We start from the raw sequence: 16,866 nt of genomic DNA, 5'->3' as shown, positions 1-16,866 counted from the left end.
CATTTTTGTGATCTATGTCTAATTTTAGAAAAGTGCTCATAGATTAGAGAAATAAATGGAGTATGATGAAAGCTCAGGTTCTGTCTCTCATCCATAAAGGAGGAAATATGTCGTACTTACTTTCTAAATCAAGAAAAAACCACCCTGAAAAAAATGGTGAAGTACAAAAAATTACGCCGCTCACTGCGGGGTGGGAATATGTGGGATTTGAAGTGTATCATTTAAAGCCACAACAACAACTTGAATTTGATACTCAAAATACGGAGGTTTGTTTTGTCGTTGTTGCAGGTAAAGCCACCTTTAACACCGCAACAGAAACCTTTAGTCAAATCGGTAATCGAACCACCCCTTTTGAACGTATTCCTCCCTATGCCCTTTATGTTCCTCACGCACAATCTCTCGTTATTCAAGCAGAAACTGACTTAGAATTAGCCGTTTGTCGAGCACCAAGTCAGGGAAATCTTCCAATAAGATTGATCAAACCAGAAGAAATCGGCGTAGAAAAACGGGGATATGGCCATAATCAGCGCCTTGTTCATAACATCTTGCCTGAAACAGAAAGTGCCGATGCTTTGCTTGTTGTCGAGGTGTTTACTGATGAAGGGAACACAAGTTCTTTCCCAAGCCATAAACATGATGACAAAAATTCATTGACGGAAACCTATTTGGAAGAAACCTATTATCACCGCTTCTCTCCTTCCCAAGGCTTTGCACTACAACGTGTTTACACAGCAGATCACACCTTAGATGAATGTATGGCAGTCTATGATGGAGATGTGGTTCAAGTGCCTCGTGGTTATCACCCTGTTGCCACGATTGCAGGCTATGATAACTATTATCTAAATGTCATGGCAGGGCCAGTAAGAAAATGGAAATTCACTTGGGAAGAAGATCACCGATGGATCAACACAGAAGAATACGAAAAGAAACCTTAATCCTTACTCAACTCAAAACAATATGATATGAAAGTGCGGCCATTTTTTAGAAAATGGTCGTTTTTCTTGAAATATTTATTTAACCGGATAGGATAATAAAAATATTTGAACAATTAAGGGACAACACAAATGAAAGAGCAATCTCAATTGACGATGCTGAAAATTGAAATTCAAACCCGTTATGACAGCTTAAGTAAAAGATTAAAACAAGTAGCACAATATATTCTTGATAACAGTGATAGTGTCGTCTTTGATACCGTCGCCAGCATAGCGGAAAAAGCCAATGTCCCCCCTTCTACACTAATTCGCTTTGCTGCGGAATTCGGCTTTTCCGGTTTCAATGAAATGAAACAGATTTTTCGTGAAAACTTAATGGAGAAAACCACAAATTACACGGAACGCTTACAATTATCCCATAAGATCAATCAAGTTGAAGGCAACGAATCACCAGAAAATATTTTAGCGATCTTTGCACATGCCAATAGCCAGGCATTGCAACAATTAGCAAACAGTACCGAAAATGAGCAAATTTATGCTGCCGTAAAAATCCTAAAAGAAGCCAATAACATTTTTATTGTCGGATTAAAGCGCTCTTTTAGTGTTGCCAGCTATCTAAATTATGCCCTCCATCATTTGGATTGCCGTTCCTTTTTAATTAATGGCTTAGGGGGAATGTTTGAAGAGCAGCTTAACCAAGTCAAAGCCGGTGATGTGGTGATTTCCATTAGTTTCTCCCCTTATGCGAGTGAAACCCTAAATATTACTCAGACCACCGCTAAAAAAGGCATTAAACAAATTGCCATTACCGATAGCCAAATTAGCCCACTGCTGACGTTTAGCGATATTTCTTTTGTGGTAAAAGAAGCGCAAGTTTTAGGATTTCGCTCTCAATGTGCCACCATGAGCCTTGTTCAAACCCTTGCCATTACACTTGGTTTGGAAAAAGAAAAAGATAAAGCATAACAAAAATGCCCTGTTTAAATTCAGGGCATTTTTTACTTTCCGGTGAAATTAATGGCGTGATTTCCAAAGTTTAATCAGACGTTGATAACGTTCGGAAACTTGTTGAATTAATTCATCATCGGTTAATCTCCCCGACAACCATTCTGTTGAAGGTTGACCGAAAATGGTTCTTCCTACGGCAAACCCTTTTACCCAAGGTTTATTGGTGGCTGCATTAAAAATCGATTCAAATTGTGCTTCTGGTGCATCTAAACCTAAAATTAAAATCCCTCTGCAATAGCGATCGTTTTTCTGAATTAGCTCACTGATGTTATCCCACTCTGAGGCAGATAAACCGGGTAATTTCCACCAATCCGGTTTAATGCCTAATTGGTAGAAGTGTTCAACCATTTCCGCATAATATTTCTCATTTTGTTCCATATCATGAGGCAAAATGACCTCCAATAACAACTCATGCCCAGTTCGGCAGCAGGTTTGATAAATTTGTTTCAAACTTTCATCTTGTTCAGCCTTCATTTCAGGCTTATCTTTCGGATGATAGAAGACTAAACATTTCACCACATGTTCTTGTGGCCAATGGATTAATTGACTACCAAGATCACCATGTTCTAAACGCAAAGGACGAGAAGAAGGAAGTTCGATAGGGCGACCAATCCACCATTTTTTACCGGTAATCTCATTCAATGCGGCTTGTCCAAAGGTGGTATCAGCTAAAATCCCCGCATTCCCTTGAGCAATATTTTCTTCATTTGCCGCTTTCTCTGCCCCTTTTAGCAGAAGTTGTTTTAATTTTGGTATGAGTGCCACATCTGCGCCTACTTTTTGGGCAATATCAACAAGTTGCTTGCGATGGTCAAAAGCAAAAATACAGAGATCATCCCATTGATTTTTTCTCGTTGTCACCCGATGTAAATGATTAAGTCTTTCATCAAGATCAGGTCGTGGAACAAACTCAGCTCGAGCAAGATAATCATCTAATTCGGCTTTAGTTGGCATCGCAGGTGCACAACCATGACGAGAAACAACCAAAGCGCCACAAGCATTGGCGTAACGGCAAGCTTGTTCCCAACCTTCATTATTAATATAGCCTCGGATTAATCCCGACATAAACGCATCGCCTGCACCTAACACATTCAGTACTTCAACCCGAACACCATAAACATTAAGCGCACCATCAAGATCATCTGGAATTTCACCTTCAAAAACAGAACAACCCAATGCACCACGTTTACACACTAATACCGCATCACTATATTGACGTACGTTTTTTAATGCTGTTAATGTATCGGTCGAACCGCCGGCAATATGAAATTCTTCTTCTGTTCCCACTAAAACATCAAAATGATGTAACACTTCTTGTAAGGATTTTGTCACGGCTTCTGAATCAATAAAACGGGTTTCCCCATCTCCTAATGAGGTTAACCCCCATAGCACAGGGCGATAATCAATATCAAGCAAACGCTTGGTATTATTTCGTCCCGCATACTCCAAAGCAGTGAGTACAGCCTCACGGGTTTTAGGATGAGATAAATGGGTTCCAGTAATCGCTAATGCTTTTGCTGAGGCAATATAGGCTTCGTCAAAATCATTTTTGCTAATTGCCATGTCTGCACAATTTTCACGATAAAAAATAAGTGGAAAGGTATCTTGATCTTTAATGCCTAAAATAACGAGTGCGGTAAGCCGTTCTTTATCTGTGATAAGATGGCTGGTATCAACGCCGACTCGTTGGAGTTCCTCACGCAAAAAACGCCCCATATGTTCGTCCCCAACACGAGCAAGCATGGACGATTTTATTCCTTGAACCGCCGTTCCATAAGCCACATTACCAGAGGATCCACCAAGATATTTCGAAAATGACGAGGCATCTTCTAATCTCGCACCAATTTGTTGGGCATATAAATCAACAGCGACCCGTCCTAAACAAATCAGATCTAATTTTTTTTCAACGTCTTTCATGATATTCCCCCCTTCGTCTTTTAAAAAAATATCATCTGCCGATATTGAAATATTTTTTTCAAAAAAAATCAACTTTAAAAAAATGATTTTGAGATATCGATCACAGTTCTTTCTCAAGCTTATAGGCTTATCTTCGCTATTGATTAATGTACTCTATGAAAAATCGATATCCGTTATAAAAGTGATTACCTAATCCTTAAAAGTTTGATCTACCTCTCAAAAATGAAATTTTCATTTCAAAAATATTCCATTTTAAAAAAAGCATAAATATACTACTAACACATATCGAATTATCCTGAAGGAGGTCGTAATGAAAACAGTGAAATTAACGGTTGCACAAGCATTAGTAAGATTTCTTGACAATCAATATGTTGAATTTGATGGTAAAGTCACGAAATTTGTCGAAGGTGTATTTGGTATTTTCGGACATGGCAATGTATTAGGTATCGGACAAGCCCTTGAACAAGACAGCGGCTCACTTGTGGTACGACAAGGCCGTAACGAACAAGGAATGGCCCATGTCGCCATCGGTTTTGCAAAACAAAATTTACGAAAAAAAATCTATGCTTGCACATCCTCAGTCGGCCCCGGTGCCGCCAATATGATTACAGCCGCCGCCGTTGCCACAGCCAATCGAATTCCACTTCTTTTACTTCCCGGTGATGTTTTTGCCACGCGTCAACCTGATCCGGTATTACAACAAATTGAGCAACCCTATGATTTAAGTATCAGCACTAATGATGCCTTTAAAGCAGTCAGTAAATACTGGGATAGGGTCAATCGCCCAGAACAATTAATGACAGCTTGTATCAATGCGATGCGTGTTTTAACCGATCCGGCAGAAACCGGTGCGGTCACCCTCGCACTTCCACAAGATGTTCAATCTGAAGCCTATGATTTTCCTGACTATTTCTTAGAAAAACGGATCCACCGAATTGAAAGAACCCTCCCAACCGACCCTATGCTTTCTTCTGCATTGGAACTTATTATGAAAAGCCAAAAACCGCTTATCATTTGTGGTGGTGGGGTTCGTTATTCTGAAGCAGCAGAACAATTAAAAACCTTTGCAGAAACTTTTCACATTCCTTTTGCTGAAACACAGGCAGGAAAAAGTGCGGTCATTTCTTCGCACGAATTTAATGTCGGCGGTATTGGTGAAACTGGGTGTTTAGCGGCAAATTTACTTGCCAAAGAAGCCGATCTCATCATCGGAATTGGCACAAGATACACTGACTTCACTACCTCTTCAAAATGGCTTTTCCAAAATCCAGAGGCAAAATATTTAAATATTAATATTGCCCGCTTTGATGCTTATAAACTTGATGGCGTACAAGTGGTGGCTGATGCGAAAGAAACATTGGAAAAACTGACCGCACTTTTGCAATCAACACCTTATCGTGCTAACTGGGGAAATCAAATATCAGAGGCCAAACAACGCTTTAATGAAGAATTACAACGCCTTTATCACATCACTTATTCTGACGATTTTATTCCGGAAGTAAATGACGCCTTAGACAAAGAAAAAGTCTATGAGGAATTTATTCGTCTGACAACCTCCCGTTTACCTCAAAGTCGGGTACTGGGCATTTTAAATGACACTTTAGATGAAAATAGTGTGATCGTCGGTGCTGCCGGTAGCCTCCCCGGTGACTTGCAACGGGCTTGGCAATCAAAAGGCGAAAATACTTACCATTTGGAATACGGTTATTCCTGTATGGGCTATGAAATTAATGCGGCATTGGGCGTGAAATTGGCTCAACCTGAAAAAGAAGTGTATGCCTTATTGGGTGACGGCTCCTATATGATGCTGCATTCGGAGCTTGTTACCTCTATTCAAGAAGGCAAAAAAATCAATGTGGTTGTATTTGATAATATGACAAACGGATGCATCAACAATTTACAAATCGGTCATGGTATGGACAGTTTTGCAACGGAATTCCGTTTCAGAAATCCCGCAACAAACCAACTCGACGGCAACTTTATTCCCGTTGATTTTGCCATGAATGGCGCCTCTTATGGTTGTAAAAGCTATCGTGTCACCAATGAAGAAGAACTTCGTTTCGCACTTGAAGATGCCAAACAGCAATCCATTTCAACCCTCATTGATATTAAAGTTCTACCCAAAACCATGATCCATGGTTACGGAAGCTGGTGGCATGTCGGTGTGGCGGAAGTTTCTGAAAAAGAACGAGTTCAAAAAGCCTATCAGGCTAGCCTAGAAAACATTCACAAAGCAAGACGCTACTAACCCTGTATTCACATTTAACTCTCTGATGAGTAAGGAAAAACAATGAAAGCTGAAAATGTAAAATTGGGGATTGCCCCTATTGGTTGGACCAATGACGATATGCCGGATTTAGGCAAAGAAAATACCTTTGAACAATGTATTAGTGAAATGGCTCTTGCCGGTTTCACTGGTTGTGAAGTGGGTAACAAATATCCACGCGATGTGGAAATCTTAAAACATAAATTAAATGTTCGTGGTATTCAAATTTGTAATGCTTGGTTTAGCACTTTTTTTGTTAACGGCAAAAAAGAAGAAACCATTCAAGCATTTATTCAACATCGTGATTTTTTACATGCGATGGGGGCTAAAGTCATTGGTTGTTCAGAACAAAGCCACAGTATTCAAGGCACAACAAAATCGGTCTTTAAAGAAAAACCTGTCTTTACAGAGGAAGAATGGCAAAAACTTGCGGAAGGTTATAACGAACTTGCCAAACTCGCTGAAGAAAAAGGAATGAAAGTTTGCTTACATCACCATATGGGAACAGGTATTCAAACACCAGCAGAAATAGATAAATATATGTCCCTTGTCAATGACGATGTTTATCTACTCTTTGATTCCGGTCATCTCTATTATTCGGAAGGCTCCCAACAAGCCATGCTTGAAGTATTGGAAAAATACATCGACCGTATTTGCCACGTTCATCTCAAAGATGTGCGTGATGAAGTGGTAGCAGAAGTGAAAGAGAAAAACTTAAGTTTCTTAGAAGGCGTTCGCAAAGGCACCTTTACTGTTCCCGGAGATGGGGTGATTGATTTCAAACCTATTTTTGAAATTCTTGAAAAACATAATTACCAAGGTTGGATGGTTGTCGAAGCAGAACAAGATCCTGCCATCGCCAATCCATTTGAATATGCCGTAAAAGGGCGTCAATACATTAAAGAAACAGCGGGGATTTAATCATGATTAAAGTCGGTATTATTGGTGCAGGGCGTATCGGTCGTGTACATTCAGAAAGTATTACAAAATATGTCAAAGGGGCGGAAGTTAAAGCCATTTCAGATGTAAAAATAACCGATGAATTACGCCAATGGGCAAAAGAAATGGGCATTCCAAATCTCTATGAAGATTACAGAAAAATTCTTCAAGATCCTGAAATTGATACCGTTTTAGTTTGTTCTTCGACAAACACTCATGCCCCAATTTCAATTGAGGCGGCTCAAGCGGGAAAACACGTTTTTTGTGAAAAACCAATCGATGCCGATATCAACCGAATTAAAAACGTTCTCAACGAAGTAGAGAAAGCCGGGGTAAAATTCCAAGTGGGCTTTAACCGTCGCTTCGACCATAATTTTAAAGCCATTAAAACCCGTGTAGAAAACGGTGATATTGGAGAACCCCATTTAATTCGTATTACCTCTCGAGATCCTGATGCGCCACCCATTGAATATGTCAAAGTTTCCGGTGGAATGTTTTTCGATATGACCATTCATGATTTTGATATGGTGAGATATTTATCCGGTAGTGAAGTAGTTGAAGTTTATGCCACTGGAGGGGTGTTGGTTAATCCGGAAATTGGAAAAGCCGGTGATATTGATACCGCAGTGATTACGTTAAAATTAGCCAATGGGGCAATTGCGGTTATCGATAATAGCCGTAAAGCCGTTTATGGTTATGATCAACGTGCTGAAGTATTTGGTTCAAAAGGAGCGGTTCAAACTAAAAATGATACCGATTCCACGGCGGTTTATTCTTGTGAAGCCGGTGTCATTGCTGAAAAACCAAAATACTTCTTCTTAGAACGCTATATGCAATCTTTTGCCGATGAAATGTCTTGTTTTATTGAAGCGATTGTCAAGGATAAACCAACATTAGTGAACGGAAATGACGGATTACAGCCTGTCATCATTGCCTTAGCGGCTAAACGTTCTCTTGATGAAGGACGACCTGTCAAATTAAGCGAAATCGCTTAATTCCTTTAGAAAAGAGCCTCTCATATAGATTGTAGGAGGGGCTTTTTATTCATTAATGTGTATCCATTGTGTAAATGGTTTTTACCATTATTAAATGTTATCTACATTGACTCATTAATTAAATTCGCTTTAATGCCGTATTATAGACTTCTTTATCTGCTCGCTTACCGACTGTCAACAATAAAATGTAGATCTCATTATCGTTTACTTGATACACCAATCTCACCCCGGCTCGTTTTAACTTAATCTTATAACAATTATGTAGTTCACCAGCCAAACGATTTTTAGGAATGTGTGGATTTTCAACAACTTTATCCAGTTTTCTACGCAACTGCATTTTGATTGTCGAATCAAGTTTATTCAGTTCTTCCACAAAATCATCGTGAGCTTTAATAGAATAGGTCATATCACAGACTATGAAAATAATTCATCCAGTGTTGTACTTTTGATTTTATCAGGTTCACTTAAACGTTTTTTAACTAACGCATATAAATCTGCATCTTCATCTGATACGACAATTTGTTTGATCGGCATTTTGCCTGTTTCAGCCACATACACTAAAAATGCTCTAATTGCATCAGACGGGCTCACACCTAAATTTTCAAAAATCGCAAAGGCTTGTTTTTTAATCACATCATCAACACGAATATTTAAGTTTGACATTATTCCCTCCTTAATATTTGGACACAGAGTAAAACAAATGTAAAACATAAACAAGAGATTTATTCTATATCTATTACATAATCTCAACACGATGATTCAGATATAACTTTTCAATAATTACAAATTCTCTTTTGATATAAAATGTTAACACTCATTGATAAAGTGCGGTTATTTTTTCACTGTTTTTTTATTTTGCTAAAATACCCTTGACTCCGTATCGACTACAGGCTTTACACTTATCCTCACTAATTTATTGCATTACAAAAGGAAAAATAAATGAGCCATACTCACTATGAGCATCCACATAATCATGCTCACTCCCATAATCATTCCCATACGCCAACAAACAAAAGGATTTTAGGGTTGAGCTTTGCCATTATCAGCCTTTATATGATCGTGGAATTTTTAGGCGGTTATCTTTTTAATAGCCTCGCTTTAATGGCTGATGCAGGACATATGGCAAATGATAGCCTATCGCTTTTCTTGGCTTTAATTGCCTTATTTTTAAACCTAAAATGGCAAAAATTATTTGCTTTAATCAATGGTGCATCATTGGTTGGTGTGGCTGTATGGATTTTGTATGAAGCCATAGAACGCTGGCAAACACCAACAGAGATGATGGCTTTACCAATGTTAGGTGTTGCGGTTATCGGGTTGTTGGTGAATATTTTAGTAGCATGGATTATGTTGAAAAGTGATCAAGATAATCTCAATATTCGAGCGGCTTATTTACATGTATTAGCGGATCTCTTCGGTTCTGTCGTGGCTATTGTAGCCGGTTTAAGCGCTTGGTTGCTTAACTGGCAATGGGTTGATGTAATGGCAAGCGGCATATTAAGTTTGCTGGTCCTCCGTAGTGGTTTATCGGTAACAATACAAGCGTTAAAAGCATTGCGTGATCCTTTAGCTTCCATTTCTGTGGATCACCATTCTCATTAGATGTGATGTTTTGATAAAATTTTATACCACACTGGCTATTTGGAGAGTTTTATGAAAATCAATGAGTTAAGTAAACGAACAGGTATTCATTTAGAAACCATTCGTTACTACGAAAAACAAAGGATTTTACCCGAACCCAAAAGGGCTGCAAATGGCTATCGTCAATATGATGAAGAAAGTGTGGCACAACTTAACTTCATCAAAAACTGTCGAACTTTAGGTTTTTCCCTTGAAGATATACGGGCGCTAAATCAGCTGAAATTTGGGCAAGCCGATCACTACCATGCCGATCAGATGATTTTAGCCCAGCTTTCTCGAGTGGAAGAAAAAATCGCCCAACTTTTAGACATTAAAGATTTTCTCCAGTCTATTGCGACCGTAGGACAACATAGTGAGGCCGAATGTAAAGCAATGCAGGGGTTAAAAACAGGAAAGTGCGGTTAAATTGATAAAAGTTTTAGTGGCGATAGGATATTAAATGTTTTATTCAGTATTTTTCCCGCACTCAAAAACTAGTCAAACAAACTTTGTTGTCCAAGTAAAAATTCAGGTTTTGCTTTTACTGTAAACCCCTGAGCCGCCAAGCTCTTTCTCAAGGTTTCGATATTGTAATAAGCATGACTTTTCGTGGTATTTTGGAAATAGATATAAAGCACATCAAATTCCTTTCGCCGTTGATGAAGGAGCGAAGAAAAAGCCTGTAATTCAGCTTCGCTATAACGATAATCGTGGCGTTCTTGGGCTGATTGAGCCTTCCACCAATTCGGATTACGGCCATGTAAACGAAGGTAGCCCTGCCGTTGGTTAAGATGCAAGTGGAAGTCCGGTAACCCGATATGTTGTGGGTAATCTACATTGCACCAAATGAGCTGAGGTTTATTTTGAAAAGCCTCAAGGACGGAAGGAATATGCCAGCTGGGGTGGCGAAACTCAACGGCGAGCGGGTATTCTTCAAACCAAGAAACACAAGCTGCTAAATAATGCCGGTTATGGACTGTACGTTCGAAATTGCTTGGGAATTGAATAAAAAGATTAGCCAGCACATCCGCCTCAATCAAAGGGCTTAATGCTTTCAAAAAACCGTTAGCCTGCGCCGGTGTTACACTGCGCCGATGGCTAAAATCCTGATGTATTTTGATAGAAAAACGCAATCTCCCCGCTGCCTTTTCCACCATACCTTGCAGTGCTTTATGCCCAATTGGCGCATGGAACGTGCTGTTCAGTTCAAGTGCATCATAATGTTGGCTATAAATACTCAGAAAATCCTCATGATGGCTACCATGAGGGTAAAGCGTACCGATCAAATCGGTATCGCTATACCCTCCGGTGCCGAGATAAATTTTAGGACTGTTTTGCATGGTTATCACTCATAATTAAAGTGCGAATTGTATCACATGGTTATAAAAACAGGCGGATTTCCCCCCCTCTCGCCGCCTGAGAGATTTAGCGCTTGAACCTGCAAAATTTCATCCCCCTTTTCTTATGTTATACCTTTACTATAAAATGCCGAGATTTTTCAGTGATAACAATGGGTTATTCCATTTACTAAACTTAAGGTGAGGGTATATTATGGCGTGGATTTATTTAATCCTTGCAGGATTAATGGAAATAGGTTGGCCACTCGGTTTGAAATTAGCTCAACAAGAAGGCTGGCGCTGGCAAGGCATTTTGCTTGCCATTTTATTTATGGCAGGCAGTGGTGCATTGCTTTTTTTAGCCCAACGACATATTCCAATGGGAACCGCTTATGCGATATGGACAGGCATAGGGGCATTAGGCGCATTTGTTGTTGGGGTTATGTTTTTAGGTGATGCTTCTACAATGGGGCGATGGCTGGGTGCCTTACTGATTGTTTCCGGTGTGATTGTAATGAAATTATCCAGTTAAAATTTCTCATCAACAGCCAAGCTAAGGTATATTAGCTCCCCACTCTGCCCTTAGTATCGCTGTAACACCACAAAAAATGAGTTCTAAGTTTCAAACAATGCGGGAGATAAAAACACAGTATCAGGCGTAATTTGCTGTAAATGGATAGATTTTTTTCGTTTCACTCTTTATTTCCGAGCAAGATTTCGCCATAATGCGCAACTTTCGTACTCAACATTATTAAGGAAAAATTTATGTCAGCAAAAGATGGGTTAGCCAATCCGGGTCCCCTTGGATTATGTGGTTTTGCATTAACGACTTGGCTATTATGTTTAATCAATGCGGGGATTTTTGACAGTTCAAACCTTGGCTTAGTATTCGGTATGGCGTTCGCTTTTGGCGGTACGGCTCAGATGATCGCCGGGATGTTTGAATTTAAAAAAGGCAACACGTTTGGATTTACCGCATTTATCAGCTATGGCGCATTCTGGTGGTCTTGGGCGTTATTTGTGGCGTTCTTTAAAGGAGAAACCTCGGCGCAATTTGTCGGTTGGTATCTAGGCTGTTGGGGAACATTCACGCTAATGATGTTCTTAGCAACGTTCCCAAAACCGCGTGCATTACAAGCGATTTTCTTCTTTTTAACCTTAACCTTTTACGCATTAGCCATTGGCGATGCCACAGGCAATCACGCCATTGTGAATATCGGGGGATATTTAGGGTTAATCACTGCGCTTTGTGCCTTCTATTTAGCAGCAGCTGAAGTATTAAATGAATCTTACGGTAGAACAGTACTACCAATAGGCGAGAAAAAATAGTTTCTCACGATAGATTAAACAAAAAGTGCGGTCATATTTTCAAAAGAATTTATGACCGCACTTTTTTTGCATTAACATTACATGCCGGCAATATATTTGAGCATCACACCGGCGGCGATAGCTGAACCAATCACCCCTGCCACATTCGGCCCCATGGCGTGCATCAGTAAGAAGTTTTGATGATCCGCTTCCAACCCCACTTTATTGGAAACCCTTGCTGCCATAGGCACGGCAGAAACCCCGGCAGAGCCAATAAGCGGATTGATTTTATTTTTGCTAAACTTATTCATCAATTTTGCCATTAATACGCCACTTGCCGTACCAATACTAAAGGCGACAACACCGAGTAACAAAATCCCCAACGTTTGAGGTTGAAGGAATTTATCCGCCACCAATTTCGCCCCAACAGATAGGCCAAGAACAATCGTAGTAATATTGATTAAGGCATTTTGTGTAGTATCACTTAAGCGATCTACCACTCCGCTGACCCGCATCAAGTTACCGAAACAGAACATGCCTAACAACGGTGCGGCATCCGGTAAGATTAACGCAACCAATAACAAGAGGATAATTGGAAACAACACTTTCTCACGTTGGCTGACAGGACGAAGTTGTACCATACGGATTTTCCGCTCTTCCTCTGTGGTGAGGGCTTTCATAATTGGCGGTTGAATTAAGGGAACAAGCGCCATATAAGAATAAGCCGCCACCGCAATGGCTCCCAGTAATTCAGGGGCAAGTTTGCTGGTAAGATAAATCGCCGTTGGGCCGTCTGCACCGCCAATAATCCCAATAGCTGCAGCTTGTGGAAGCGTAAAGGAAATAATCCCAAGCCAATTTAACGCCAATGCCCCTAATACAGTGGTGAAAATACCAAATTGAGCCGCCGCACCTAACAACAAGGTTCTCGGGTTGGCAAGAAGCGGGCCGAAGTCCGTCATTGCTCCCACGCCCATAAATATGACAAGCGGTGCCACACCATAGCCAATGGCCACTTTATAGAATAAAGCGAGAATACCTGCACTATATCCCATATCACCGGCTAAGGTTTCCAACTCTGCCACTTGCGACGGTAACGCACTATTGAGCGCTTCCTTAATCGCAGCCGGGTCGGCTACGGTATTAAGTTTTGTCGCAACAATAGCAAGCTGCTGCGCTGTGCCGGAATGGATAAGATTATCCAATGCACTCATCGCCATTCCAGCTTCGGGAATGTTGGACAACAGCCCGCCAAACCCTATAGGCAATAATAACAACGGTTCAAATTTTTTGGAGATCGCCAACCAGAGTAGAAGCAAGCTAACACCAATCATCACGGCCTGCCCCCATTCCAGATGCATGATCCCCATGCCTTTAAATAATGCAATAATACTGTCCATTTTTCCCACCTACCACTTATGCGATGGTCATTAAGGTATCACCTACGGTGACGGTATCGCCCGCTTTTATCGCAATATTTCGAACAATTCCGCCTTTCACCGCACGAATTTCCGTTTCCATTTTCATGGCTTCAAGTACGAGCAATACCTCACCTTCTGCGACAGTTTGTCCTTCTGTTGCCACCACTTTCCAGATATTCCCCGACATTGGTGCGGTAACCGGCTCACCTGTGGCAGATTGCGACGATGAAGAAGGTGAGGTAGAAGGCGCTTGGGTTGTTTGAGCAGAAGCTGTAGTTGGAGCGATATTTGTTACATCCCCACCCTCGCTGACTTTCACCACAAAGGCTTTACCTTCTAATTCCACCGTATAAACCGCTGCACCAGTGGATTTGGTATTGGAAAGTGCGGTTGGTTTTTCCGCTGTTTTTTCAGTGGTTTGATCTGCAGTTGGCGCAGGCTCAAAGGCATCAGGATTGCCACGGTTTTCTAAGAATTTCAAGCCGACTTGAGGGAATAATGCCACAATAAGCACATCATCAATTTCATTTTCAGCCAAGCGAATACCTTTTTCCTTCGCAAGCTGTTTCACTTCAGCGGTGAGTTTGTCCATTTCCGGGGCAAGGTGATCAGCTGGACGATCGGTTATCGGTTGTGCTCCTTCTAAAACCCGAGCTTGCAATGCCGTATTCACCGCCGCCGGCGTACGACCATATTCGCCTTTTAAAATGCCTGCAGTTTCTTTTGCAATGGTTTTGTAACGCTCGCCCATTAACACGTTAATCACCGCCTGCGTGCCGACAATTTGTGAAGTTGGGGTAACCAGCGGAATGAAACCGAGATCTTCACGAACCCGTGGAATTTCTTGTAACACTTGGTCGAGTTTGTCTGACGCATTTTGCTGTTTGAGCTGGCTTTCAAGGTTAGTGAGCATGCCGCCCGGCACTTGCGCTACTAAAATACGGCTATCCACACCTTTTAGTTGTCCTTCAAATTTCGCATATTTTTTACGAACGGAGCGGAAATAATCTGCAATTTTTTCCAGTTTCAGAATATCCAATCCGGTGTCATACCCTGTACCTTGTAGGGTCGCCACCAAGGCTTCCGTCGCAGGATGCCCATAAGTCCCACTCATAGAGGAAATCGAGGTATCAATACCGTCAGCGCCTGCTTCAACACCTTTCAGCAATGCCATTTCCGCCATACCGGTGGTGGAGTGGCAATGTAAATGAAGACGAACATCGTAACGTTTTTTAATTTCACTGACTAATTCATAGGCAGACATCGGCGTTAAAATCCCGGACATATCTTTGATCACCAGGGAATCAATACCGATTTCTAAAAGTTGTTCTGTGGTGTCCAACCAAGTATCTAAAGTATGGACGGGGCTTGTGGTATAACTTAAGGTTCCTTGGGCATGGCCGCCTTGCTTACGAACGGCTTTTAAAGCTTGTTGCATATTGCGTGGATCATTCATCGCATCAAACACACGGAATACACTCATGCCATTGGTGACGGCACGTTCAACAAAGCGATCCACCACATCATCGGCATAATGACGATAACCCAACAGGTTTTGTCCTCGTAAAAGCATTTGTAATGGGGTTTTTGGTAAGGCTTTTTTCAATTCACGCAAACGCACCCACGGGTCTTCACCTAAAAAGCGAATACAACTATCAAAAGTTGCACCGCCCCACGCCTCTAACGACCAATAACCAATATCATCCAATGCTGCTGCAATAGGAAGCATATCCTCAAGGCGCATACGGGTAGCAAACAGTGATTGATGGGCATCACGCAATACCACATCGGTAATTGCAATTTTTTTCTGTTGGGCAGTCATAAAATACCTCTTCCTTAGCCTATAAAATGAAAACGATTATTTTAAGCCTTGTTGGCGACGATGGTGTGCAATTGCCGCCACAATAACGGGACGTAATCGGGCAATATCCTCCCCTGCAGACAGCTGAACCGATTGCTTGGATTGAGATGATACGGCGGGATCGCTTTTGGGAAAAAATCGATTGATTATTTTCGAGGCAAATTCAATAGCATAGATAAGTAGGAATAGAAAAAAGATCACAAATCCCATTCCAGCCAACATTAAATTAACCCCTTCAAGCATGAGTTCTGAACTTGTCATAATCGCTCCCCAAAATGTTGAAAATACACTGAGTATATTAGTTTTTTTCTCTACAAAAAACTTTGATATACTTCACAGAAATGAGGAAAAGTGGCGTTAGACCAAGGGAATTTTTATGATGATTTTGAGAAAATATGAGAGCGTAATCGAATAAAAAGGCGGAGATGAAAAGGGGTCTAAAAAGAAAGCCAATATGCGGTGAAAACTCACCGCATATTTTTTCGTTTTTATTCTGTCGCATTTTTCAATGGGACTTCAGGATCCGGTTGCCCTGTGATACGGTTGCGTAAATCACGGCGGATAATCTCAATGGTCCAGAACCAGAAAATATGGCCAACTAATTCGGAAATATGTTCATAGAGAGGCCATTCTGCAACAGGAGGCGTTAAACCTAACATTGGGAAAGTAATGTAGTGAACGCAGATGTTAGCAATGATACCTGCACCAATACCTTGCCAGAATTTAATTTTAGGGAAACGCTCTGCCACTAAACAGTAACCGATCGCAAAAACTAATGAGAAGGTAATATGGGTCACACCAATCCAGTTAAACCCATGATCGGCAAAAGTAAATACCGCTTCAGTCGGATCAATGCCTAAATAATCACGCAAGAAAACATGTGGTGGGTTTAAAAACGCACGGGAACAAACTTGTAATACTTGTTCTTGTGTTAATCCGCTGATATCCACATTACAAGCGGCAGCGAAGAAATCAATTGGACTGCGTGGTGGGAATGGATGCTCTGCCCCCCATTTTACGAAAGAGGAAATGAGACCTGCAATAATACCCACAAAAATCGCGACACCATAACGGCGACGATTTGGCGGGGTTTGAACGAAAATACCTGACATATTTTACTCCGAAAATGTTGAAATATTCACCGCACTTTTACACAAGGATTTTTATTCGATAAAAGCACAGTACGACATTTTGCCCCGTATAACAAAAAAGAGTTAAGAAAAGGCAAAACAAGCGTGTGATTTTTCATCAATTTATGCATT

17 protein-coding genes are annotated in these 16,866 nt (G+C 40.9%); 9 read left to right on the top strand and 8 right to left on the bottom strand.

The features are described from left to right. The first annotated feature begins 107 nt into the window (after positions 1-107). Entirely contained in the window at positions 108-935 is an 828-nt protein-coding gene (gene iolB / locus BKK48_RS07215) for a 5-deoxy-glucuronate isomerase (RefSeq protein WP_077427459.1), read from the top strand. A 129-nt stretch (positions 936-1,064) separates the two neighbouring features. Continuing rightward, positions 1,065-1,898: a MurR/RpiR family transcriptional regulator gene (locus BKK48_RS07210; protein WP_077427458.1), complete on the top strand. Its 834-nt coding sequence runs from the start codon at positions 1,065-1,067 to the stop codon at positions 1,896-1,898. A gap of 48 nt (positions 1,899-1,946) precedes the next feature. Here BKK48_RS07210 and BKK48_RS07205 read toward each other — a convergent pair whose 3' ends face one another. After that, positions 1,947-3,857, bottom strand: coding sequence for a bifunctional 5-dehydro-2-deoxygluconokinase/5-dehydro-2-deoxyphosphogluconate aldolase (locus BKK48_RS07205; protein ID WP_077427506.1), 1,911 nt, complete (start codon positions 3,855-3,857; stop codon positions 1,947-1,949). Between the two features lie 310 nt (positions 3,858-4,167). On the opposite strand from BKK48_RS07205, the gene iolD reads away from it, so the two are divergent. Genes iolD through iolG form a run of 3 tightly spaced genes read left to right on the top strand, consistent with a single transcriptional unit; the run spans position 4,168 to position 8,057 of the window. Beyond that, complete coding sequence (gene iolD, locus BKK48_RS07200; RefSeq protein WP_077427457.1) at positions 4,168-6,105, top strand: 3D-(3,5/4)-trihydroxycyclohexane-1,2-dione acylhydrolase (decyclizing); 1,938 nt, start codon at positions 4,168-4,170, stop codon at positions 6,103-6,105. 42 nt (positions 6,106-6,147) lie between these two features. Next, the gene (gene iolE / locus BKK48_RS07195) at positions 6,148-7,044 is read left to right on the top strand and encodes a myo-inosose-2 dehydratase (protein ID WP_077427456.1); all 897 of its coding nucleotides are present in this window, start codon (positions 6,148-6,150) and stop codon (positions 7,042-7,044) included. 2 nt (positions 7,045-7,046) lie between these two features. Next, positions 7,047-8,057 (top strand): inositol 2-dehydrogenase, encoded by a 1,011-nt coding sequence (iolG, locus tag BKK48_RS07190; RefSeq protein ID WP_077427455.1) that lies wholly within the window; start codon positions 7,047-7,049, stop codon positions 8,055-8,057. A 118-nt stretch (positions 8,058-8,175) separates the two neighbouring features. Here the strand turns inward: iolG and BKK48_RS07185 are convergent, their stop codons facing one another. After that, positions 8,176-8,463, bottom strand: a complete 288-nt coding sequence (locus BKK48_RS07185) for a type II toxin-antitoxin system RelE family toxin (protein WP_077427454.1) — start codon at positions 8,461-8,463, stop codon at positions 8,176-8,178. Positions 8,464-8,471: 8 nt separating this feature from the next. Continuing rightward, complete coding sequence (locus tag BKK48_RS07180; RefSeq protein WP_077427453.1) at positions 8,472-8,720, bottom strand: type II toxin-antitoxin system RelB/DinJ family antitoxin; 249 nt, start codon at positions 8,718-8,720, stop codon at positions 8,472-8,474. A 276-nt stretch (positions 8,721-8,996) separates the two neighbouring features. Here BKK48_RS07180 and BKK48_RS07175 point away from each other — a divergent pair, with 276 nt between their 5' ends. Together BKK48_RS07175 and BKK48_RS07170 are read left to right on the top strand one after the other, a co-directional pair. Then, positions 8,997-9,659, top strand: a complete 663-nt coding sequence (locus tag BKK48_RS07175; RefSeq protein ID WP_077427452.1) for a cation diffusion facilitator family transporter — start codon at positions 8,997-8,999, stop codon at positions 9,657-9,659. A 51-nt stretch (positions 9,660-9,710) separates the two neighbouring features. Further along, positions 9,711-10,103 carry a MerR family transcriptional regulator gene (locus tag BKK48_RS07170; protein ID WP_077427451.1) on the top strand — a complete coding sequence of 131 codons (393 nt, stop codon included), beginning with the start codon at positions 9,711-9,713 and terminating at the stop codon, positions 10,101-10,103. A gap of 68 nt (positions 10,104-10,171) precedes the next feature. On the opposite strand, the gene BKK48_RS07165 is transcribed toward BKK48_RS07170, so the two are convergent. Next, positions 10,172-11,017, bottom strand: a complete 846-nt coding sequence (locus BKK48_RS07165) for a DUF72 domain-containing protein (protein ID WP_077427450.1) — start codon at positions 11,015-11,017, stop codon at positions 10,172-10,174. Between the two features lie 211 nt (positions 11,018-11,228). Between BKK48_RS07165 and BKK48_RS07160 the strand changes: the two genes are divergently transcribed. Then, positions 11,229-11,546 (top strand): DMT family transporter, encoded by a 318-nt coding sequence (locus BKK48_RS07160; protein WP_077427449.1) that lies wholly within the window; start codon positions 11,229-11,231, stop codon positions 11,544-11,546. A gap of 233 nt (positions 11,547-11,779) precedes the next feature. After that, on the top strand, positions 11,780-12,343 hold the full coding sequence (locus tag BKK48_RS07155) for an acetate uptake transporter (protein ID WP_077427448.1): 564 nt from the start codon (positions 11,780-11,782) through the stop codon (positions 12,341-12,343). Between the two features lie 77 nt (positions 12,344-12,420). Here the strand turns inward: BKK48_RS07155 and BKK48_RS07150 are convergent, their stop codons facing one another. From BKK48_RS07150 to BKK48_RS07135, 4 genes are all read right to left on the bottom strand, one after another. Then, positions 12,421-13,722: a sodium ion-translocating decarboxylase subunit beta gene (locus tag BKK48_RS07150; RefSeq protein WP_077427447.1), complete on the bottom strand. Its 1,302-nt coding sequence runs from the start codon at positions 13,720-13,722 to the stop codon at positions 12,421-12,423. Positions 13,723-13,738: 16 nt separating this feature from the next. Then, positions 13,739-15,565, bottom strand: a complete 1,827-nt coding sequence (gene oadA / locus BKK48_RS07145; RefSeq protein WP_077427446.1) for a sodium-extruding oxaloacetate decarboxylase subunit alpha — start codon at positions 15,563-15,565, stop codon at positions 13,739-13,741. Between the two features lie 36 nt (positions 15,566-15,601). After that, positions 15,602-15,865 (bottom strand): oxaloacetate decarboxylase subunit gamma, encoded by a 264-nt coding sequence (locus BKK48_RS07140; protein ID WP_077427445.1) that lies wholly within the window; start codon positions 15,863-15,865, stop codon positions 15,602-15,604. Positions 15,866-16,092: 227 nt separating this feature from the next. Next, positions 16,093-16,716 (bottom strand): YagU family protein, encoded by a 624-nt coding sequence (locus BKK48_RS07135; protein ID WP_077427444.1) that lies wholly within the window; start codon positions 16,714-16,716, stop codon positions 16,093-16,095. Positions 16,717-16,866 lie beyond the last annotated feature (150 nt).

The sequence above is a fragment of the Rodentibacter heidelbergensis genome, assembly GCF_002000125.1.
Classification (GTDB): domain Bacteria; phylum Pseudomonadota; class Gammaproteobacteria; order Enterobacterales; family Pasteurellaceae; genus Rodentibacter; species Rodentibacter heidelbergensis.
Note: the sequence above shows the minus strand (reverse complement) of the source record. Positions and strands in the feature narration are given on the sequence as shown.

What these genes read in the sequence shown, in the direction of transcription:
- BKK48_RS07140 (WP_077427445.1), bottom strand. Translation starts at nt 15,865, where the DNA reads ATGACAAGTTCAGAACTCATGCTTGAAGGGGTTAATTTAATGTTGGCT.
- BKK48_RS07155 (WP_077427448.1), top strand. Translation starts at nt 11,780, where the DNA reads ATGTCAGCAAAAGATGGGTTAGCCAATCCGGGTCCCCTTGGATTATGT.
- BKK48_RS07160 (WP_077427449.1), top strand. Translation starts at nt 11,229, where the DNA reads ATGGCGTGGATTTATTTAATCCTTGCAGGATTAATGGAAATAGGTTGG.
- oadA (WP_077427446.1), bottom strand. Translation starts at nt 15,565, where the DNA reads ATGACTGCCCAACAGAAAAAAATTGCAATTACCGATGTGGTATTGCGT.
- iolD (WP_077427457.1), top strand. Translation starts at nt 4,168, where the DNA reads ATGAAAACAGTGAAATTAACGGTTGCACAAGCATTAGTAAGATTTCTT.
- BKK48_RS07150 (WP_077427447.1), bottom strand. Translation starts at nt 13,722, where the DNA reads ATGGACAGTATTATTGCATTATTTAAAGGCATGGGGATCATGCATCTG.
- BKK48_RS07180 (WP_077427453.1), bottom strand. Translation starts at nt 8,720, where the DNA reads ATGTCAAACTTAAATATTCGTGTTGATGATGTGATTAAAAAACAAGCC.
- BKK48_RS07170 (WP_077427451.1), top strand. Translation starts at nt 9,711, where the DNA reads ATGAAAATCAATGAGTTAAGTAAACGAACAGGTATTCATTTAGAAACC.
- BKK48_RS07175 (WP_077427452.1), top strand. Translation starts at nt 8,997, where the DNA reads ATGAGCCATACTCACTATGAGCATCCACATAATCATGCTCACTCCCAT.
- BKK48_RS07165 (WP_077427450.1), bottom strand. Translation starts at nt 11,017, where the DNA reads ATGCAAAACAGTCCTAAAATTTATCTCGGCACCGGAGGGTATAGCGAT.
- BKK48_RS07205 (WP_077427506.1), bottom strand. Translation starts at nt 3,857, where the DNA reads ATGAAAGACGTTGAAAAAAAATTAGATCTGATTTGTTTAGGACGGGTC.
- iolB (WP_077427459.1), top strand. Translation starts at nt 108, where the DNA reads ATGTCGTACTTACTTTCTAAATCAAGAAAAAACCACCCTGAAAAAAAT.
- iolE (WP_077427456.1), top strand. Translation starts at nt 6,148, where the DNA reads ATGAAAGCTGAAAATGTAAAATTGGGGATTGCCCCTATTGGTTGGACC.
- BKK48_RS07135 (WP_077427444.1), bottom strand. Translation starts at nt 16,716, where the DNA reads ATGTCAGGTATTTTCGTTCAAACCCCGCCAAATCGTCGCCGTTATGGT.
- BKK48_RS07185 (WP_077427454.1), bottom strand. Translation starts at nt 8,463, where the DNA reads ATGACCTATTCTATTAAAGCTCACGATGATTTTGTGGAAGAACTGAAT.
- BKK48_RS07210 (WP_077427458.1), top strand. Translation starts at nt 1,065, where the DNA reads ATGAAAGAGCAATCTCAATTGACGATGCTGAAAATTGAAATTCAAACC.
- iolG (WP_077427455.1), top strand. Translation starts at nt 7,047, where the DNA reads ATGATTAAAGTCGGTATTATTGGTGCAGGGCGTATCGGTCGTGTACAT.